The sequence below is a fragment of the Pseudomonas oryzagri genome, assembly GCF_020831405.1.
In the GTDB taxonomy this organism is placed as follows: Bacteria; Pseudomonadota; Gammaproteobacteria; order Pseudomonadales; family Pseudomonadaceae; genus Geopseudomonas; species Geopseudomonas oryzagri.
Genome location: NZ_JAJHPU010000008.1, coordinates 189,628 through 210,910 on the forward strand (window position 1 = coordinate 189,628; position 21,283 = coordinate 210,910).

A 21,283-nucleotide genomic window follows, 5' to 3' on the forward strand; every position below is an offset into this window, starting at 1 on the left:
GAGCAGGACCCGTGCCAAGGATTAATTTCCTTTAAATTCAGTAGCTTGCGATTAATTTGTGAAGCTGGGGAGTGCCCCGGAAACGCCACCCTGCTGATCGACTGTCGCCGGGGCAACAGTTGCCGGAGCAGCTTTTTTGGCCCGGAAAAGCACGAGGCCGACGACGCGGTTGCGTTCGTCGGCCTCGGTCGCGGGGCTTTGCAGTGGGATTACAGGAAGCGCAGGTCCAGCGGGTACTGGACGATCACCCGCAGCTCGTCGACGTCGCGCTCGTAGTGGTCGCCGCCGCTGCGGTGGGTGGCCTGCATGACGTTGAACGACAGATCGCGGGCCGGGCCGTCCTGCACCACGTAGCTGATCCAGAAGTTGCGCTCCCAGTGCTTGCCGTCGCTGGTGCCGTTGAAATAGCTGTACGGCCCGGTGGCCTCGGTGCCGTCGATGTCGCTGCCGCGCACGTAGCGCGCGGTCAGGCCGAGGCCGGGGATGCCCAGGGCGGCGAAGTCGTAGTCGTAGCGGGCCTGCCAGGCGCGCTCGTTGGGGCTGTTGAAGTCGGAGACCTGCGAGGCGCTGTCCAGCTGGATGTCGTAGGTATTCCACACGTAGTCGAACGGCGTGTCGCCGTCGATGCGGGTGTAGGACAGGGTGAAGGCATGGGCACCGACGCCCAGGCCGACGCGGGCGCTCCAGGAGTCGTTGTCGATCTCGCCGAGCAGCGCGCTGCCGGCGTCGCGGGTGCGGTAGTAGTTGAGGCCGGTCTTGAAGGTCAGGCCGTCGCCGAGCGGCTGGGTCAGCGCCACGCTGAAGAACGACTGGGTCCAGATGTCGTCCAGCTCGCTGGTGTGCAGGCGCAGCTTGAGCGCATCGCTGACGCGGTAGTCGCCGCCCAGGTAGACAACGTCGTCGGCGTCCTTGAAGGTGCCGGCGTAGACGGTGCCGAGGTCGCCGCGATGGTTGCTGGCGTTGCGGTCGCTGCTCGACTCCAGCTTGCCGCCCTCCAGGGTCAGGCCCTCGATGGAAGTGTTGGTGAAGATCCCGCCGCGCAGGGTCTGCGGCAGCAGGCGGATGTCGCTGGCGTTGAGCACCGGGCTGCTCGGGCGCACGTCGCCGTAGCGCACCTCGGTGTCGAAGGCGCGCAGCTTGATCGCCCCGCCGGCCTTGCCGTACTGGCTCTTCGGCTCGCCGTCGTTGTCGCGCGACACCAGGCCGGGAATGCCGCGGCCGTCGCCGACCAGGCCGTTGCCGCCGTCCAGCTTCACGGCCCACAGGCCATGGGCGTCGACGCCGACGCCGACCGTGCCCTGGGTGAAGCCGGACTCGAAGTTGGCGATCACCCCGTGCGCCCATTCGGCGTGGCGGCTCTGGCGCTTGCCGTCGGGCGTCACGGCGAAGTCGCCGTTGCGGAAGTCCTGGCTGAAGTAGTAGTTGCGGTTGGTCACTTCGAGGTGCGAGTCCTCGAGAAAGCCCCCCTCGGCGGCATGGGCCAGCGTCGGAATGGCAAGGAGGATGGCGAGCGGCAAGGCGGCGAGCGATTTGTTATGGAGCGGCATGGATGGTTGTTTCCTGTTGCTGGAGCGTGACGGGCGTCCCCCAAGGACGTGCCCGGACTCCTTCTCAACATCCGTGCCACATATTTTTTTCTTTTATTTTCAGTTAGTTACGTTTAATTCCTGAAAATCATTCGAATTGCCACGCAGGCAAAGTGCCCGTTCGCTGTTGGCGGCAGGACAGTGATCTTCCGGTACAGCGCGTGCCGAGCGGGCTGCGCGAGGGAGGTCCTGCGGTCCCGGCGCGCACCCCAGATGCCCGTTGCCCCGCCCGGCGCCGCGAGACGCCTTCGACTATCTTGAAGCGGTCGGCACCGCCCCGCCGGTGTCCCTGCCCACGCGGATCGGCCGCATGGCCGTTCCCTTCGAGGAGTCAGCGCATGTCCCTGTCCATGTACCAGGCCTCCCTGCCGGTGTTCGCCCGTGGCCTGGCCAACCTCGCCGTCATCCTGCGCAAGGCCGTCGCGCATGCCGAGGCGCGCAATATCGACCCGGAAGTCTTTCTCAACGCCCGCCTGGCGCCCGACATGTACCCGCTGGTGCGCCAGGTGCAGATCGTCTCCGACACCGCCAAGGGCTGCGCCGCGCGGCTGGCCGGCCTCGAGGTGCCGAGCTTCCCGGATACCGAGGCCAGCTTCGCCGAGTTGCAGGAGCGTCTCGCCAAGACCGCCACCTTCCTGCACGGCATAACGCCGGCGCAGGTCGACGGCAGCGAGGAGCGTCCCATCGTGCTCAAGGGCCACGAGCGGGAACTCCACTTCGTCGGCCAGGACTATCTGCTCAACTTCGCCCTGCCCAACTTCTTTTTCCACCTGGTCGCCGCCTACGCCATCCTGCGCCACAACGGCGTGGAGGTCGGCAAGCGCGACTATCTGGGCGCGTCCTGAGGCGAGCCGCGCCAGCGCGACGGAGAACGATCATGGCCGAAGGAAAGACCGCGTTCGTACTGGCCGGCGGCGGCAGCCTCGGCGCCGTGCAGGTCGGCATGCTCAAGGCGCTGAGCCAGGCGGGCATCGTCCCCGACCTGGTGGTCGGCGCCTCGGTGGGGGCGATCAACGCGGCCTACTACGCCGCCGCCCCCGACGCCGACGGCGTGGCGCGACTCGAGCGCATCTGGCTGGGGTTGCGCCGCACCGACATCTTCCCGCTGTCGACCCGCCTCACCCTGCTCGGCCTGCTCGGCCGGCGCGACTTCTTCGCCCTGCCCGGCCGCCTGCACGATCTGATCGCCGCGCAACTGCCCTACCGCAACCTGGAGGACGCCGCGCTGCCCTGCCACGTGGTCGCCACCGACGCGCTGAACGGCAAGGAGATCATCCTTTCCAGCGGCGAGGCCAGCCAGGCGCTGCTGGCCAGCGCGGCGATCCCGGCGGTGTTTCCCGCGGTGGTGATCGGCAACCGGCCGCTGATGGACGGCGGCATCGCCAGCCATACGCCGATCTCCGCGGCGGTCGCCCTGGGCGCCACCCACGTGGTGATCCTGCCGACCGGCACGCCCTGCGCGCTGCAGGCGCCGCCCCACGGCGCGCTGGCCATCGCCCTGCACGCCATCAACCTGCTGGCCATGCGCCAGCTGCTGGCCGACGTCGACCGCTTCGCCGAGCGCTGCGAGCTGCTCGCGCTGCCGCCGCTATGCCCGCTGGCCGTCAACACCTTCGACTTCTCGCACACCGCCGAGTTGATCGCCCGCGCGGAAGCCAGCGCCGTCCACTGCCTGCGCGACGGTCTGGCCGGCCTCAAGGTCGGCCACACGCGGCGCCTGCTGGTCCCGCACAGCCATCGCGCCGGCCACGGCTAAGTCGATCGCCAGGAGAGTCGCCCGCCGCGTTCGCCCCGGCACCGAACAGGGCCGGGCGCAGCGGACGCGCCGGCGCTTAGCGGCTGGCCGCGGCGCTGGTCGCCAGGCGTTCGGCCACTTTCAGATTGGCCTGGCGCACCGCCTCGACGAAGCCCTGGTACGGGCGGTCGGTGATCGCCACCAGGCCGAGGTGGCCGTTCTCGCCGTCGAGCAGGCGGCCGGTGATCGGCTGGTCGATGTACTGGAACCAGTGCAGGCCGACGATGTTGGGCTCGTCGAGCGCCCGCGCCAGGTAGTGCGCGTAGGCCGGACCGCGCTGCTCCTCCGTCCACACCTCCTGCAGACCGCCCCAGAACGGCCCGCGGTCGCGCGAGCCGAAGTGGAACTCGGTGATCATCAGCGGCTTGTCGAGCGCGCGCAGCACGGCGAAGTCGTAACCGTGCTGCGGCTCGCGGGTGTAGAAGTTGAAGCTCAGCACGTCGCAGTACCGGGCGCAGGCGTCCACCGCCTCCGGGATGGTGCCGGCGAAGCGCCCGCCGAGCAGCAGGTGGTTGGGGGCCTGCGCCTCGAGCTTCTCGGCGACGATGCGGAAGTAGGTGTCGGCGTACAGGCGCTGGAAGCGCAGCAGGTCCTCCTCGATGGCCGGATGGCCGGCATCCGGCAGCGGCGCCTCGAAGCCGGCCGCCTCCAGCACGCTCCAGTCGGCCAGTTCGATGCCCCAGGCCGCCGCCAACGCCGGGGCGTCGGGGTAGCGGCTACGCAGCTGCCCGACGAACGCCCGCTTGGCCGGCGACTCCCCGCCCAGGCGCAGGCTGCCGAGGGCCAGCGCGTAGCGCGCGCGCAGCGGCTCGCCGATGCCGACCCAGGCCAGCTCGTTGTCGGCGAAATAGCCGATCAGCCAGGGGTCGTCGGCATGCCCGGCGCTGGCGTCCTGCACGGCACGCTCGGTGGCTTCGGCGAAGCGCGGGTCGAACGGGTCGGGCATGCTGCCCCACAGATCGAGGCCGGTGCTGACCGTGGCGAAGTTGCCGTTGATCAGCAGCGGCAGGGTGTAGGGCACGCGCCGGGCGGCGACCAGCGAGGCGTCGCTCCAGTTGCCGATGGTGTTGAAGCCCCAGGCCTTGAGGCGCTCCAGGGTGTGCGTGGTCCAGCGCGGCGCATCGAAGTTGCAGTCCTGCGCCTGGCCACAGGCGGGAGCGCCATAGCTGCGCCGCAGGTTGGCGCGGTAGAAGTCGAACCAGCGGCCGTGGGCGAAACCGAGATCGCGACTGGCGCCGGTGCCGCGGCGGCTGTCGCCGACGCCGTAATAGGCGGCCAGCGCGCTGCCGGGCTCCGGCAAGGCGGTGAACATCGCCTCGCGGCCCTCGACGTAGGTGGCGCTCTGCCCGGCGCTGAGCGCGTTGACGCCGAGCGAATAGAACGCCTGCCCCGAGGGGGTGACCAGATACCAGCGGCCGTCGCGCTTCTCGGTGCGGAAGAAGCCGCTGGCGGTGAAGGTGGGGCCGTCGAGCAGGCCGCCGAAGCGGTCGGTGCGCGGCCGTTCGCCCAGCCAGCGCTGCAACTGCAGGTTCTCGGCCACCGCCGCCTCGCGCAGCTGGGTGTCGCTGGCGATCTTCTCCGGCCACTGCCCGCGGCTGAACTGGCCATAGTCGTCGACGATGCCGGCATAGGCGGCCTGCTGCAGATCGGTCTCGCTGCGCACGCCGAAGCGGCCGAGCAGCAGGCTCTGCGGCGCGTTGGGATGATCGAGCGACAGGGTCACCGCCACCACCTGGCTGCGGTCGAGCTGGCCGTCCACCCAAGTGGCCAGCAGGGTGCGCTGTTCGCCCGCGCTCCACGGCATCGGCGGCGCGGCGCGCATGCCCTGGCTGCGCGGCGTGGTCGCCTGCAAGGGCACCAGCAGCTCCTGGGCGGGACCGGACGGCAGGGCGATGCGGCTGCTCAGCACCTGGCCGTCGGCGCTCTCGATCTTCACGTCGAGGGTCAGCGCCCAGTCCATCGCGCTCTGCAGGCGCAGGCTGAGGGCGCTGGCCTGCGACCAGTCCCAGCTGCCGCTCGGCGGGGTCAGGCGCAGGCTGGCCGCGTCGCCGGCGGCGAAGGTCACCCGGCGCAGCGCTTCGCCCAGCGCGGTGGTTTCGGCGGCGCCGTCGGCCAGCTCGGCATGGTCGGTGGCGACGCTGGCCGTCGGCCCCGGGCTGACGAAGTCGAACAGGGGCGCCGGCTCGGCCTGGGCGGCCTGCAGCGGCAGGGCGACCAGCAACGACAGCGCGGACAGCAGGGGACGAATCATTTCGCGGGTTCTCCATGGCCCCGCACGTGCGTCGGGGCGGGCAGAAAGGCGCAGTAGAACACGCCGGGCCTGCGAAGTTCCAAACCCGGTCGGCCGATGAAGCCTCCGCTCGTCCGTCAATCCTGCCCGTGCGGCTTCGCGAATCGGCCAGCGGGCCCGCCCCGCCGCCGCTCGTCAGACGTAGATGACCTTGCCGCGGTAGACGATCCGCTTGCGGCCCTGGGCGTCGACCGGCGCCTCCTTGGCTGCGGGCCCGGCGTTGCCCGGCGGGTCGCCGGCGTCGACTTTGGCGCCGCGGTAATAGCGCGCGCTCGCCCCCTCGTCCGCCGGGGCGCCCTCCCCGGTCTGCTCCGGCGCGCCGCGGTGGCGGGCGAGCAAACGCTGCGCCGCCGGGCTCAGCGCCTGAAGAAACTCCGCCTTGCGCCGCCGAATGCCCGCCTCCGTGCTCGCCTCGGCGGCCTCCAGCAGGCCGAGGATCTCGGCCAGCGACTTGCGGAAGGCGAAGCGCTTGCCGCCTTCCAGTTCCACGGCCATCGCCAGCTTGCCCAGGCACAGCCAGGCCGCTTCCGACAATTCCAGCTTGCCGATATCCATTTCACGCGCTCCATTCACCAGACCCGTCCAGGAATGCCCGGCAGCTCCCGCCCAGGCGCGCGTGCTCAGCAAAAATCACACCATATGAATGGACAACAGAACCGTGCAGCCACCGGCCGGCAAGCAGGCACGGCAGAGGAGGCAGGTATCCGACTGTCAGGCTGGGAGAAAAGCGCTACCATCGGGCCAAACGACAGGAGTCTCACCCCATGTCCGCATCGCTCGACGAACTGCTGCAAACCCTGATCAGCGCTGAGCGCGCCGGTGTCCACGTGGCCTCGGCCAGTCTGCGCGAATGCACCGACCCGGCGCTCAAGCCGCTGCTGGAACGGATCCTCGCCGGCGAGGGGGAAAGCTGCCGGCGCCTGCTGGTCTGCCTGAAGCACCTGGGCGTGGAACCGAACCGGGAGACGGGTAGCTTTTACGACAAGGCGATGGCGATAGCCGACATGCAACAACGCCTGGCGTTCATCGACCGCGGCCAGCAGTGGGTGATCCGCAAGCTGCGCGAGCATCTGCCGCAGTGCGACGACCCGCTGGTGCGCGGCGAGCTGGAGGAGGTGCTGCGCATCCACGAGGAAAACAGCGCCGCCTCGCAGGCCTGAGGGCCGCCGGACGGGGAGCTGCCCCCGACCAGAGCCCGCCAGCGAAAAGCCTGCAAACGAAAAGTCCGCAAACGAAAAGGGCCGCCTCGCGGCGGCCCTTTTCGACACAGTGGATCGACTTACTCGGCCAGGCGCCAGGTGGTGCCGCCCTTGCCGTCCTCCAGCACCACGCCCATGGCGGTGAGCTGGTCGCGGATGCGGTCGCTTTCGGCCCAGTTCTTCTCGGCGCGCGCAGCCAGGCGCGCGGCGATCAGCGCCTCGACCTCGGCGGCGTCGACCTTGCCGGCAGCACCGGCCTGCAGGAAGGCGTCGGGGTCGAGCTGCAGCACGCCAAGCAGGCCGGCCAGCTCCTTGAGGCGCGCGGCCAGCGCGGCGGCGGCATTCAGATCACTCTCACGCAGGCGGTTGACCTCGCGGATCATCTCGAACAGCACCGCGCAGGCTTCCGGCGAGTTGAAGTCGTCGTCCATCGCCGCACCGAAGCGGGCGACGAACTCGTCGCCACCGGCAGGCGCCGCGTCCGGCAGGCCCTTGAGGCCGTTGTAGAAGCGCTCCAGGGCGCCCTTGGCCTCGCGCAGGCTGTCTTCGGAGTAGTTGATCGGGCTGCGGTAGTGGCTGGACACCAGGAGGTAGCGCACCACCTCGGGGTGGTACTTCTCCAGCACCTCGCGGATGGTGAAGAAGTTGCCGAGGCTCTTGGACATCTTCTCGCCGTCGACGCGCACCGCGCCGGCGTGCATCCAGGCGTTGGCGTACAGCTTGCCGGTGGCCGCTTCGCTCTGCGCGATCTCGTTCTCGTGGTGCGGGAACACCAGGTCCGGGCCGCCGCCGTGGATGTCGAAGGTCTCGCCCAGGCAGCAGGTGGACATCACCGAGCACTCGATGTGCCAGCCCGGCCGGCCGGCGCCCCAGGGCGACTCCCAGCTCGGCTCGCCCGGCTTGGCGCCCTTCCACAGGACGAAGTCGAGCGGATCTTCCTTGGCCTCGTCGACCTCGATGCGCGCGCCGATCTTCAGGTCCTCGATCTTGCGCCGCGACAGCTTGCCGTAGCCCTCGAACTTGCCGACCCGGTAGTAGACGTCGCCGTTGCCCGGGGCGTAGGCGAAGCCCTTGTCGATCAGGGTCTGGATCATCGCGTGCATGCCGGCGATGTGGTCGGTGGCGCGCGGCTCGATGTCCGGGCGCAGCACGTTGAGGCGCGCCTCGTCCTCGTGCATCGCGGCGATCATGCGGCCGACCAGATCCTGGAACGACTCGCCGTTCTCGTTGGCGCGCTTGATGATCTTGTCGTCGATGTCGGTGATGTTGCGCACGTAGGTCAGCTCATAGCCGCGATGGCGCAGCCAGCGGGCGACCACGTCGAACGCCACCATCACCCGCGCGTGGCCGATGTGGCAGAAGTCGTAGACGGTCATGCCGCACACGTACATGCGGACCTTGTTGCCTTCCAGCGGCTTGAACGCGTCCTTGCTCTTGGACAGGGTGCTGTAGATGGAAAGCGTCATTCACTGCCCCCAGGAATCGCGCAGGGTCACGGTGCGGTTGAACACCGGGGCGCCCGGCTGGCTGTCCTTGATATCGGCGCAGAAGTAGCCCTCGCGCTCGAACTGGAAGCGCTCTTCCGGCGCGGCATTGGCCAGCGACGGCTCGGCGCGGCAACCCTTGAGCACCACCAGGGATTCCGGGTTGATGTTGTCGAGGAAGCTGCCGCCCTCCTCGTCGCTCTTCTCCGGGTTGGCGGACTTGAACAGGCGGTCGTACAGGCGCACCTCGCACTCGACGCTGCCTTCGGCCGGCACCCAGTGGATCACGCCCTTGACCTTGCGGCCTTCGGGGTTCTTGCCCAGGGTGTTTTCGTCGTAGGAGCAGCGCAGCTCGACGACGTTGCCTTCGGCGTCCTTGATCGCCTCGTCGGCGCGGATCACGTAGCTGCCGCGCAGGCGCACTTCACCGCCGGGGATCAGGCGCTTGTAGCCGGCCGGCGGGACTTCCTCGAAGTCGCTGGCGTCGATGTAGATCTCGCGGGAGAACGGCAGCACGCGCACGCCCATGTCCTGCTTGGGATGGCGCGGCAGCTCGAGGTTCTCGACCTGGCCCTCGGGGTAGTTGGTGATCACCACCTTGAGCGGCTTGAGCACGCACATGGCGCGCGCGGCGTTGGCGTCCAGGTCCTCGCGGATGGCGAATTCCAGCATGCCGATGTCGACCAGGCCGCCGGCGCGGTTGACGCCGATCATGTCGCAGAACTGGCGGATCGACGCCGGGGTGTAGCCGCGGCGACGATAGCCGGACAGGGTCGACATGCGCGGGTCGTCCCAGCCGTTGACGTGGTTCTCGTCGACCAGCTGCTTGAGCTTGCGCTTGCTGGTGATGGTGTAGTTCAGGTTGAGGCGGGCGAACTCGTACTGGCGCGGCTGCGCCGGCACCGGCAGGTTGGCCAGGAACCACTCGTAGAGCGGGCGGTGATCCTCGAACTCCAGGGTGCAGATCGAGTGGGTGATGCCTTCCAGGGCGTCCGATTGGCCGTGGGTGAAGTCGTAGCTCGGGTAGATGCACCACTTGTCGCCGGTCTGGTGGTGATGGGCGTGGCGGATGCGGTAGAGGATCGGGTCGCGCAGGTTCATGTTCGGCGAGGCCATGTCGATCTTGGCGCGCAGCGCGCGGGCGCCGTCGGGGAACTCGCCGGCCTTCATGCGCGCGAACAGGTCGAGGTTCTCCGCCACCGAGCGCTCGCGGAACGGACTATTCTTGCCAGGCTCCGTCAGGTTGCCGCGATAGGCGCGCGCCTCTTCCGGCGACAGGTCGCAGACGTAGGCCAGGCCGGCTTCGATCAGGTGCACGGCCCAGGCGTACAGCTGGTCGAAGTAGTTGGAGGCGTAGCGTTCCTCGCCCGCCCACTTGAAGCCCAGCCACTCGACATCGGCCTTGATGGCGTCGATGTATTCCTGGTCTTCCTTGGCCGGGTTGGTGTCGTCGAAGCGCAGGTTGCACTCGCCGCCGAACTCCTCGGCGAGGCCGAAGTTCAGGCAGATCGACTTGGCGTGGCCGATGTGCAGGTAGCCGTTGGGCTCCGGCGGGAAGCGGGTGACGATCTTGGCGTGCTTGCCGGCTTCCAGGTCGGCCTGGACGATCGGGCGCAGGAAGTTGGCGGCTTTTTCGACGGTGGGCTTGCTCATGGTGTCCTTGAACATGTCGGTGGCGGCCAGGGTAGGCCGGCCAATGCAAAGCGCTTATCATAGCGAACCCGTCAAGCCCCCGACAGACCACCCGCCGCGGTGACGCCGGGGCGCATCCATCCATTCAGCGGAATTCCTTCCCATGATCAAGCTGCATACCAACTTCGGCGTCATCACCCTGCAACTGTTCGCCGACAAGGCCCCGGAAACCGCAGCCAACTTCGAGCAGTACGTGAAGGATGGCCACTACAATGGCACCATCTTCCACCGCGTGATCGGCAACTTCATGATCCAGGGCGGCGGTTTCGAGCCGGGCCTGAAGCAGAAGAGCACCCGCGCACCGATCAAGAACGAGGCCAACAACGGCCTGTCCAACAAGGTCGGCACCATCGCCATGGCCCGCACCATGGACCCGCATTCGGCCAGCGCGCAGTTCTTCATCAACGTCGCCGACAACACCTTCCTCGACCACACCGCGCCGACCACCCAGGGCTGGGGCTACGCCGTGTTCGGCGAAGTGGTGGAAGGCATGGACGTGGTCGACAAGATCAAGGCCGTGGCCACCGGCAACCGCTCCGGTCATGGCGACGTACCGCTGGACGACGTGATCATCGAGAAGGCCGAAGTCGTCGCCTGATTCGATGAGCGTCCTGTTCATCTCGGACCTGCATCTCGAAGCGCAGCGCCCGGACATCGTCCGGGCGTTTCTGCATTTTCTGGACAGCCGCGCCGCCCAGGCCGAAGCCCTGTACATCCTCGGCGACTTCTTCGAGGTGTGGATCGGCGACGACGGCATGGACGACTTCCAGCGCTCCATCGCCAGCGCCCTGCGCCGCTTGAGCGATGCCGGCACGCGCATCTACCTGATGCACGGCAACCGCGACTTCCTCATCGGCCGGCGCTTCTGCCGCGAGGCCGGCTGCACCCTGCTCAAGGAAGGCAGCGTGATCGAGCTCAACGGCGAGCCGGTGCTGCTGCTGCACGGCGACAGCCTGTGCACCCGCGACGAGAGCTACCAGCGCATGCGCAAGCGCCTGCGCAACCCCTTCTCTTTATGGCTGCTGCGCCACCTGCCGCTGGCCACCCGCCACAAGCTGGCCCGCAAGCTGCGCGATGCCAGCCGCATGCGCACCCGCGAAAAGGCCGCCGACATCGTCGACGTCACCCCCGAAGCGGTGCCGCAGCTCATGGCCCGGCGCGGCGTACGCACCCTGATCCACGGCCACACCCACCGCCCGGCCGTGCACAAGCTGCTGGTCGACGGCCAGAACGCCCAGCGCATCGTCCTCGGCGACTGGGACCGCCAGGGCTGGGCGCTGGAAGTCGACGCCCAGGGCTACCGCCTGGCGGCCTTCCCTCTCGGCTGATCGCCCCGCGGGCATACTGCCCGCCCCTCCACGCCCCCTCTCGAAGCCACTTCGAAGCCTCCTCGAATGACGACCCCGTGCGCTCGGGTGCATGGCGGCCTGCCCCCTGAGCGCAAAGCGATTATTTTTTGACGCTCGATCCCCAGCAGAAAAATATTTTTACCCTTCCTACTTTAGTTCCGTTACCCAGCTCACGCTTTTCGGCATAATGCCATCACAAAACCGAGCAAAAGCGGCAAAAAAGGCGACCGTGATACGTCATATTTTTGACGACTATTCTGCGCCACCCTCTGCCCACACCCGATCAACAATCGAGAACATCGGCATTCACCCCGAAAACCTGGGGGGTAATCGCCAAGGAACGTTCCCTCATGCTCCGCAAAAGCCATACGAAAAGCGCACTCGCAATCCTGGTCAGCCTGTCCATCTCCGCCTGTACCACCATCGATCCCCAGCCGCTTTCCGAGCAGGCGCTTGCCGAGCAAGGCCGCGCAGACAAGGCGGTCGCCGTTGCCGATGTCGAACCCATCAGCGGCACGCTGACCCTCGAGCAGGCCATCGCCCGCGCACTGAAGTACAACCTCGACCGCCGCACGCGCCTGATGGAAGAGGCCATGGCCTTCCGCCAGCTGGACATCAGCCACTACGACATGCTGCCCAAGCTGCTCGCCCAGTCCGGCTACAGCTGGCGCAACAACGACAAGATCAGCCTCAGCCGCAACAGCGAAACCGGTGAACTGTCGCCCTCGCAGTTCATTTCCGAGGAGCGCACCCATACCCTCAGCAGCCTGGGTGCCAGCTGGAACCTGCTCGATTTCGGCGTCGGTTACTACAACACCCGCCAGCAGGCCAACCGCGTGCTGATCGCCAGCGAGAAGCGTCGCAAGGCCATGCACGTGCTGATGCAGGACGTGCGCACCGCCTTCTGGCGCGCCGCCAGCGCCCAGAAGCTGCGCGGCGAAGTCCGCGATACCCTGGTGCTCGCCGAGCAGGCGCTGGCCGACTCGCGCAAGGCGGAGGCCGAGCGCCTGCGCAACCCCATCGACTCCCTGCGCTACCAGCGCCAGGTGCTGGAAAACCTGCGCCTGCTCGAGGCCATCGACCAGGAGCTGTCGACCGCGCAGATCGAACTGGCCGCGCTGATCAACGCCCCGATCGGCCAGTCGTTGCAGCTGGCCGAACCGGAGTTCAAGGCCCACCGCGAAGCCCTCGACATCCCCATCGAGCGCATGGAAGAAACCGCCATGCTCGCCAACGCCGACGTCCGCGAACAGCACTACAACGCGCGGATCGCGCGCGAAGAGGCGCGCAAGACCCTGGTGCGCCTGTTCCCCAACCTCAGCTTCAACTACGGCACCAACTACGACACCGACGACTTCCTGGTGAACGACACCTGGAACGACGCCGGCCTGCAACTGTCCTTCAACCTCTTCAACCTGTTCACCGGCCCCGCCCAGCTGCAGTTGGCCGAAGCCGGCGTCAAGCTCGCCGACCAGCGCCGCGTCGCGGTGCAGATGGCCACCCTGGCGCAGACCCATCTGGCCCGTCAGCAGATGGCCAATGCCCTGCGCCAGTTCGAACGCGCCGATGCCATCTGGCAAACCGACCAGCGCATCAGCGGGCACATGCAGAACCGCCAGATCAGCCAGATGCAGAGCCAGCTGGAGACGGTCGCCAACCAGACCACCGCCATTCTCAGTCTGCTGCGCCGCTACCAGGCCCTCGCCCAGGTCCAGGCCGCCGAAGCGCGCCTGCAAGCCACGCTCGGCGTCGAGCCGCACATCGGTAGCGTCGACACGCTTTCCCTCAGCCAGCTGACCCAAGAGGTCATCGGCAGCCAGAACAGTTGGAGCGCCCTGGGCGAGAGCCCGCGCGGAGAGTAACCATGTCCAAACGCCCCGCCCGCCTGCTGCCGCTGTTGCCGCTGCTGGTGCTCTCCCACGCGATCGCCGGCGAAGATCCGGCGGCCGCGCCGGCCAGCGCCGGTATCGAGCGCCAGGAGATCCGCGCCCAGCTGATGCCTCGCCAGTTCACCACCGTTGCCGCCGAGATCGGCGCCAAGATCAGCCAGCTGCCCCTGCGCGAAGGTGAGTCGTTCAAGGCCGGCCAGCCGCTGGTGCGTTTCGACTGCTCCATGCAGCAAGCCATGCTGCGCAAGGCGCAGGCCGAGCTGGGCGCCGCCGAACACTCCCACAAGGCCAACCGCCGGCTGGCCGAACTGGATTCCATCGGCCAGGTCGAGCTCAACCTGTCGCAGGCGGCGGTGGCCAAGGCCGCAGCCGAAGTCGGCGTGCAGCAGGCCGTGCTGGCCAAGTGCAGCATCCCGGCGCCGTTCCCGGGGCGCATCGCCGAGCAGAAGGTGCGCAGCGAACAATACGTCCAGCCGGGCCAGGCCATGCTGGAAATCATCGACGACAGCGTGCTCGAACTCGAATTCCTGGTGCCCTCGACCTGGCTGGGCTGGGTCAAGCCGGGCGTCGGCTTCGAGGTCGAGATCGACGAGACCGGCAAGGCCTACCCGGCCCGCTTCACCCGCCTCGGGGCGCGCATCGACCCGGTCAGCCAGTCGATCAAGGTGACCGCCGCCATCGATGGCCGCTTTCCCGAATTGATTACCGGAATGAGCGGGCGGGTACGCATCACCCCGCCCCACCAGTCCTGACCACCCCCTATTCGAAGATTTCCCAGCCCCGCTGGGACCAGACAGCTATCAGGCCGCCGCAGGCAACGCCACAAGGAAGAGAACGCAGACATGGGCGACAACAAGACTCCTATCAATGTCACCGGCTCGGAATCCACCACCCCTGACGCGCCGAGCAGTCGTCTGGTAAAACGCAGCCCGCGGCCGATGGCCCTGGAGCAACGCTTCGTGTTCGACGGTGCCGCAGCGGCCGACGTCGCCGATGCCGCCGACAAGCCCGGCACTACCGCGACCACCGACCACGCGGTGGCCGACACGGCCTCTTCCCAGTCGGCCAGCGAGCTGGTCGCCGCCTATGCCCCTGCCGACCAGCAGGCAGCCGCCCCGGCCGACGGCGACGGCTCCGCAGCGGCGAGCTCCGCCTCGACCCTGGTGGACGTCGGTCTGTTCCAGACCAGCGAGGAGAATGCAACTCTCAGCGAAGCGGCCGACACGGCGAGCCAGCGGATCGCCAGCTATCTGCAGCAGGCCAGCGACGAGCAGCTGTTCACCCTGTTCAACGGCGGCGAGAGCAACCCGGATGCCGACTGGACCAGCACCCTGGAGCAGCTGCGCACCGACATCGCCAGCGGCAACCTCGACATCCAGGTGCGCCTGCTCGACAGCAGCGAGATGAATGGCGCCATCGCCGCCTACAGTGCCGATGGCGCCGATGGCCAGCCGGTGATCTTCGTCAACGGCGACTGGCTCGAGATCCTGGGCAGCGACGGCATGGCCAGCATCCTGGTCGAGGAATACGGCCACCACATCGACCAACTGCTCAACGGCGACCAGGACACCGCAGGCGACGAAGGCCAGCGCTTCGCCGTGCAGGCCCGCGGCAGCGACAACGCCAGCCTCGGCAACGACGACGACCACGCCATCCTGGAAGTGGACGGCGAGTCGCTGGAAGTCGAGCTGGCCCAATACACCTTCGTCAACGCCTACGCGGTGAACACCGCGACCACCGAGGCCGGCAAGGAGTCGAACACCCACGACTTCCTCTATACCGGCACCACCGTCAGCGTCACCATCGACGACAGCAACTTCAACAGCAAACTGTTCAGCGGCAACGACGTTTCCGCCACTGCCCTGCAGATCAACGGCGTCGACTACTACGGCTGGCTCAGCCGCCCGATCAAGGTTCAGGGCGAGGTGGTCGGCTTCTACTTCTGGTACGACGCCCAGTTCACCAACCTGGCCACCGCGCAGGCGGACGGCAATATGGACGGCGACAGCAATGTCGCCGACAACAATGCCTTCATCCTGGTGGTCGACCAGGCCTACTTCGACAGCCTGGCGGTCATCGGCACCTCGGGCGGCTACAGCCTCAAGAACATCGGCTCCTCTTCCGACCGGGTCGACAAGGCACTCAACGAGCTGCTCGCCAACGCGGCGCCGGTCGCCGTCAGCGACAGCGGCACCGCCACCGAAGATGGCGGCCTGAACAACGCCGTCAGCGGCAGCGATGCCACCGGCAACGTGCTGACCAACGACACCGACAGCAACCTCAACGACACCAAGAAGGTGACCCTGGCCGGCACCAGCTCCGCCAGCCAGAGCGTCGCCACCTCGACCACCTCGGCCAACGGCACCGTGGTTACCGGCCAGTACGGCACGCTGACCATCGGCGCCGACGGCAGCTACAAGTACGTGGTGAACGACAGCAACACCACCGTCGAAGCCCTGCGCGGCACCAGCAACACGCTGACCGACACCTTCACCTACACCATGGCCGACAGTGAAGGGGCGACCGCCACCACCACGTTGACCATCACCATCCAGGGCGCCAACGACACCCCGGTCGCCGCCAGCGACTACAACAGCGCCAAGGAATCGATCGCCGCCAGCAACAACTACACCGCGAGCGATACCAGCGGCTCCACCGCGACCGGCAACGTCCTGAGCAACGATACCGACAAGGACAGCGGCGACACCAAGACGGTGACCGGCAGCACCATCACCGGTTCGGCGACCGGCTCCACGGTGTCGTACACCACGCTGACCTTCGCCACCACCTCGATGCCCAGCGTCAGCACCGCCGACTACGTGTTCCTCGACCTCGACAACACCGACGACGACAAGAGGACCGCCGGTGTCACCGCCCTCTATCAAGGGGCGACCCAGCTGAAGGTCGGCAGCATCGTCACCAGTGGCAGCAACACCATCATCACGCTGACGGGCAAGGTCGATAACCTGACCCCGACCGTGGGCAAGATCTACGGCTTCTCCAACAGTACGACCGCAGCTTCCGGCTACAAGGACAGCGCCCTGGTCGCCACCGCCACCCAGGGCTCCACCACCGTGACCTTCTCCGGTGGCTACACCGGCACCGTGGCAGCCGGCATGACCGTCAGCGGCACCGGCGTGCCGGCCGGCACCACGGTCAGCAGCGTCACCTACGATGGCAGCGGCAACGTCACCGGCGTCGTCCTGAGCCAGTCGGTGGCACTGAGCAGCACCAGTCTGACCTTCACCGCCACCACTTCCGCCGGCACCACCATGACCGGCCAGTACGGCACCCTGGTAATGCAGGCCGACGGCTCCTACACCTACACGCCGACCGCCAACAACGCCGCCCTCGCTTCCGGCCAGACCGGCCAGGAAGCCTTCACCTACACCATGCAGGACGCCTCCGGGGCGACCAGCACCGCCACCCTGTACATCACCGTGACCGGTTCCGGCAGCAGCGATCCCAACGCCGTCGCCGACACCGCCACCGCGGTCGAGGCCGGTGGCGTGGCCAACGCCACTGCCGGCACCAACCCGACCGGCAACCTGCTCGGCAACGACACCACGCCGGCCGGCAGCAACAGCATCGTCTCCGCCCGGGCCTCCAGCAGCGCCAGCACCACGACCGTGACCGCCGGCGGCAGCAACGTCACCATCACCGGCCAGTACGGCACGCTGACCCTGAACTCCAGCGGCACCTACACCTACACCGTCGACAACAGCAATGCGACGGTTCAGGCCCTGCACGGCAGCAGCAATACCCTGACGGAAACCTTCGTCTACACCGTCCAGAACACCGCCGGCTTCAAGGACTCCGCGACCCTGACCATCACGGTGCAGGGTGCCAACGATGCCCCGGTCGCCGGCAACGACAGCGCCTCGGCCACCGAAGCCGGCGGCGTGGTCAACGCCATCAGCGGCTACAACCCGAGCGGCAACGTGCTGAGCAACGACAGCGATGTCGACGATCTCGCCAGCGCCCTGAAGGTCACCGCCGTACGCACCGGCAGCACCGAAGGCTCCGGCACCGCCGGCACCGTGGGCACCGCCCTGGTCGGCACCTATGGCAGCCTGACCCTCAACGCCGACGGCACCTGGAGCTACGTCGTCAACCAGAGCAACGCGGCGGTGGCCGCCCTGAATGCGGGCAGCTCGCTGACCGAGAGCTTCAACTACACCGTCACCGACAGCAGTGGCAGCGGCCTGAGCGATACCGCGGTCCTCACCATCACCATCAACGGCGCCACCGACACCGTGGCGGTCAACTCGGTATTCGTCAACGAAGGCAGCCCCTACGCCACCTTCACCGTGACCGGTGCAACCGGCACCCAGGTCACTCTGGCGCTCAGCAGCAGCACCGGCATTCCGTCGGGCGACACCACCGCCACCCTCGGCACCGACACCGCCGCCACCAGCACCCTGCAGTACTGGAACGGCAGCAGCTGGCAGACCTACAGCGGCGCGGTGACCATTCCCGCCGGCGATGCCCTCTACGTGCGCATCGCGATCAGCAACGACGGCGTGCACGAGGGCAACGAAACCTTCTCGCTGACCGCCACCAGCAGCGGCGGCAGCGCCACCGGCCTCGCCACCATCAACGACGAGGGCGAAGGCGACGTCTTCCTCTCCACCAACAACACCGGCACCGCCAACGTCAGCGGTGACAGCGGCTATCCGTCCAGCCTGGACGACGACCGCCCGACCATCAGCGTCTCCAGCCCGACGCTGACCGAAGGCGGCAGCGCCCAGTTCACCGTCTCCATCAACAAGACCTCGACCCAGAACATCAGCTTCACCCCGCAACTGATCAGCGGCACCGCCACCGTCGGCACCGACACGGCGGCCAGCAACACCCTGCAGGTTTCCACCAACGGCGGCACCAGCTGGAGCACCGTCAGCGGGCCGGTGACCATCGCCGCCGGCCAGACTTCCGTCCTGCTGCGCATCGCCACCACCGATGACGCGGTCGTCGAGTCTGCGGAAACCTTCAGCCTGTCGACCGGCGCCATCTCCGGCACCGTGACCAACGCCGACGGCGCCACAGGCACGGCGATCGTCAACGACAACGATTCGTCCAACAGCCCGCCCGACGCGGTCGACGACAGCTTCACCGTCAACGAGGACAGCGGCGCCACCGTGCTGAACGTGCTGGGCAACGACAGCACCGCGCCGGACACAGGCGAAACCCTGACCGTCATCGCCGTGACCCAGCCCGCCACTGGCGGCAGCGTCAGCCTGGTCGGTGGCGTGGTGTCCTTCACCCCGGACGCCGACTGGCACGGCACCACCTCGTTCACCTACACCGTCAGCGACGGTAACGGCGGCGGCGACACCGCCACCGTCAACGTGACCGTCACCCCGCTCAACGACGCCCCGGACGCGGTCGACGACAGCTTCACCGTCAGCGAAGACAGCGGCACCACCGTACTGAACGTGCGGGCCAACGACAGCATCAGCCCGGACAGCGGCGAAACCCTGACCGTCACCGCGGTGACCCAGCCCGCCGTCGGCGGCAGCGTCAGCCTGGTTGGCGGCGTGGTGTCCTTCACCCCCACTGCCAACTGGCACGGCACCACCTCGTTCACCTACACCGTTTCCGACGGCAATGGCGGCAGCGATACCGCCACCGTCAGCGTGACTGTCACCCCGGCCAACGACGACTTCGGCGATGCCAGTGAAACCCTGACCGTCGCCGAGGACAGCGCGGCCACCACCGGCAATCTGCTGTCGGGTAGCAGCAGCGTCGACGGCCCGCTGGCGATCGCCAGCTTCAGCATTGCCGGCGAAACCGGCCCGTTCGTGCTGGGCACCGCCTATGTGATCAGCGGCAAGGGCGAGATCACCGTCAATGCCGACGGCAGCTACAGCTTCACCCCGGCCGCCGACTTCAATGGCAGCTTCCCGGTGGTGACCTATACGGTGACCGATGGCTCCGGCAGCGACGACACCAGCACCCTCACCATCACCGTCACTCCGGCCAACGACGACTTCAGCGATGCCAGTGAAACCCTGACCGTCGCCGAGGACAGCGGCGTTACCAACGGCTCCCTGCTGACCGGCAGCTCCAGTGTCGATGGCCCGCTGTCGATCGCCAGCTTCAGCATCGCCGGCGAAACCGGTCCGTTCGTGCTGGGCAGCACCTATGTGGTCACCGGCAAGGGCACCCTGACCGTCAATGCCGACGGCAGCTATAGCTTCACCCCGGCCGCCGACTTTAACGGCAGCTTCCCGGTGATCAGCTACACCGTCACCGATGGCTCCGGCACGGACGACACCAGCACCCTCACCATCGCCGTTACCCCGGCCAATGACGACTTCAGCGATGCCGACGAAACCGTCAGCGTCGCCGAGGACAGCGGCGTTACCAACGGCTCCCTGCTCAGTGGCAGCTCCAGCGTCGATGGTGCGCTGTCGATCGCCAGCTTCAGCATCGCCGGCGAAACCGGTCCGTTCGTGCTGGGCACCGCCTATGCGGTCAGCGGCAAGGGCGAGATCACCGTCAATGCCGACGGCAGCTACAGCTTCACCCCGGCCACCGACTTCAACGGCAACCTCCCGGTGGTCAGCTACACCGTCACCGACGGCTCGGGCACCGACAACAGCTCGACCCTCACCATCACCGTCACCCCGGCCAACGACGACTTCAGCGACGCCAGTGAAACCCTGACCGTCGCCGAGGACAGCACCGCCACCACCGGCACCCTGCTGTCCGGCAGCTCCAGCGTCGATGGGGCACTCAGCATCGCCAGCTTCAGCATTGCCGGCGAAACCGGTCCATTCGTGCTGGGCAGCGCCTATGTGGTCAGCGGCAAGGGCGAGATCACCGTCAATGCCGACGGCAGCTACAGCTTCACTCCGGCCGCCGACTTCAATGGCAGCTTCCCGGTGGTGACCTATACGGTGACCGATGGCTCGGGCACGGACGACAGTTCGACCCTGACCATCACCGTTACCCCGGCCAACGACGACTTCGCCGACGCCGACGAGACCCTGACCGTCGCCGAGGACAGCACCGCCACCACCGGCAATCTGCTGACCGGCAGCTCCAGCGTCGACGGCCCGCTGTCGATCGCCAGCTTCACCCTGGCCGGCGAAACCGGTCCCTTTGTGCTGGGCACCGCCTATATGGTGGCTGGTAAAGGCGAGCTCACCGTCAATGCCGACGGCAGCTACAGCTTCACCCCGGCGGCCGACTTCAATGGCAGCTTCCCGGTCGTGACCTATACGGTGACCGACGGCTCCGGCAGCGACGACACCAGCACCCTCACCATCGCCGTCACCCCAGCCAACGACGACTTCGGCGATGCCAGTGAAACCCTGACCGTCGCCGAGGACAGCACCGCCACCACCGGCTCCCTGCTGACCGGCAGCTCCAGCGTCGACGGGGCACTCAGCATCGCCAGCTTCAGCATTGCCGGCGAAACCGGTCCATTCGTGCTGGGCAGCGCCTATACCGTTACCGGCAAGGGCGAGCTCACCGTCAATGCCGACGGCAGCTACAGCTTCACCCCGGCGGCCGACTGGAACGGCAGCTTCCCGGTCGTGACCTATACGGTGACCGATGGCTCGGGCAGCGACGACAGCTCGACCCTCACCATCGCCGTCACCCCGGCCAACGACGACTTCGCCGACGCCGACGAGACCCTGACCGTCGTCGAGGACAGCACCGCCACCACCGGCTCCCTGCTCTCCGGCAGCTCCAGCGTCGACGGCCCGCTGTCGATCGCCAGCTTTACCCTGGCCGGCGAGGCCGGTCCGTTCGTGCTGGGCAGCGCCTATACCGTTACCGGCAAGGGCGAGATCACCGTCAATGCCGACGGCAGCTACAGCTTCACCCCGGCCGCCGACTGGAACGGCAGCTTCCCGGTTATCTCCTACGTGGTGACCGACGGCTCCGGCAGCGACGACACCAGCACCCTCACCATCGCCGTCACCCCGGCCAACGACGACTTCGCCGACGCCGACGAAACCCTGACCGTTGCCGAGGACAGCACCGC

General features: G+C 67.6%; 13 protein-coding genes. 8 read left to right on the forward strand and 5 right to left on the reverse strand.

Annotation, left to right across the window (positions count from 1 at the left end; genetic code table 11):
• Positions 1-209: 209 nt before the first annotated feature.
• A complete protein-coding gene (locus tag LMJ29_RS02845) occupies positions 210-1,547 on the reverse strand; it encodes an OprD family porin (RefSeq protein ID WP_229603849.1) in 1,338 nt (445 codons plus the stop codon).
• A 377-nt stretch (positions 1,548-1,924) separates the two neighbouring features.
• Between LMJ29_RS02845 and LMJ29_RS02850 the strand changes: the two genes are divergently transcribed.
• Together LMJ29_RS02850 and LMJ29_RS02855 are read left to right on the forward strand one after the other, a co-directional pair.
• Positions 1,925-2,431, forward strand: coding sequence for a DUF1993 domain-containing protein (locus LMJ29_RS02850; protein ID WP_229603850.1), 507 nt, complete (start codon positions 1,925-1,927; stop codon positions 2,429-2,431).
• Between the two features lie 32 nt (positions 2,432-2,463).
• A complete protein-coding gene (locus LMJ29_RS02855; RefSeq protein WP_229603851.1) occupies positions 2,464-3,342 on the forward strand; it encodes a patatin-like phospholipase family protein in 879 nt (292 codons plus the stop codon).
• Positions 3,343-3,418: 76 nt separating this feature from the next.
• Here the strand turns inward: LMJ29_RS02855 and LMJ29_RS02860 are convergent, their stop codons facing one another.
• Positions 3,419-5,632 carry a beta-agarase gene (locus tag LMJ29_RS02860; RefSeq protein WP_229603853.1) on the reverse strand — a complete coding sequence of 738 codons (2,214 nt, stop codon included), beginning with the start codon at positions 5,630-5,632 and terminating at the stop codon, positions 3,419-3,421.
• Positions 5,633-5,806: 174 nt separating this feature from the next.
• Positions 5,807-6,226 (reverse strand): hypothetical protein, encoded by a 420-nt coding sequence (locus tag LMJ29_RS02865; RefSeq protein WP_229603855.1) that lies wholly within the window; start codon positions 6,224-6,226, stop codon positions 5,807-5,809.
• 209 nt (positions 6,227-6,435) lie between these two features.
• Between LMJ29_RS02865 and LMJ29_RS02870 the strand changes: the two genes are divergently transcribed.
• Positions 6,436-6,831, forward strand: coding sequence for a DUF6306 domain-containing protein (locus LMJ29_RS02870; RefSeq protein ID WP_229603857.1), 396 nt, complete (start codon positions 6,436-6,438; stop codon positions 6,829-6,831).
• Between the two features lie 119 nt (positions 6,832-6,950).
• On the opposite strand, the gene cysS is transcribed toward LMJ29_RS02870, so the two are convergent.
• Positions 6,951-8,336 (reverse strand): cysteine--tRNA ligase, encoded by a 1,386-nt coding sequence (gene cysS, locus LMJ29_RS02875; protein WP_229603859.1) that lies wholly within the window; start codon positions 8,334-8,336, stop codon positions 6,951-6,953.
• Complete coding sequence (locus LMJ29_RS02880; RefSeq protein WP_229603861.1) at positions 8,337-10,007, reverse strand: glutamine--tRNA ligase/YqeY domain fusion protein; 1,671 nt, start codon at positions 10,005-10,007, stop codon at positions 8,337-8,339.
• A 142-nt stretch (positions 10,008-10,149) separates the two neighbouring features.
• On the opposite strand from LMJ29_RS02880, the gene LMJ29_RS02885 reads away from it, so the two are divergent.
• The 5 genes from LMJ29_RS02885 to LMJ29_RS02905 form a co-directional block, all read left to right on the forward strand.
• Positions 10,150-10,644, forward strand: coding sequence for a peptidylprolyl isomerase (locus LMJ29_RS02885; RefSeq protein ID WP_229603863.1), 495 nt, complete (start codon positions 10,150-10,152; stop codon positions 10,642-10,644).
• Positions 10,645-10,648: 4 nt separating this feature from the next.
• Positions 10,649-11,374 (forward strand): UDP-2,3-diacylglucosamine diphosphatase, encoded by a 726-nt coding sequence (gene lpxH, locus LMJ29_RS02890; RefSeq protein WP_229603864.1) that lies wholly within the window; start codon positions 10,649-10,651, stop codon positions 11,372-11,374.
• 371 nt (positions 11,375-11,745) lie between these two features.
• On the forward strand, positions 11,746-13,257 hold the full coding sequence (locus tag LMJ29_RS02895; RefSeq protein WP_229603866.1) for a TolC family protein: 1,512 nt from the start codon (positions 11,746-11,748) through the stop codon (positions 13,255-13,257).
• 2 nt (positions 13,258-13,259) lie between these two features.
• A complete protein-coding gene (locus LMJ29_RS02900; RefSeq protein WP_229603868.1) occupies positions 13,260-14,036 on the forward strand; it encodes an efflux RND transporter periplasmic adaptor subunit in 777 nt (258 codons plus the stop codon).
• 90 nt (positions 14,037-14,126) lie between these two features.
• Positions 14,127-21,283: Ig-like domain-containing protein (locus LMJ29_RS02905; protein WP_229603870.1), on the forward strand; the 7,157-nt coding region annotated here is incomplete at its 3' end.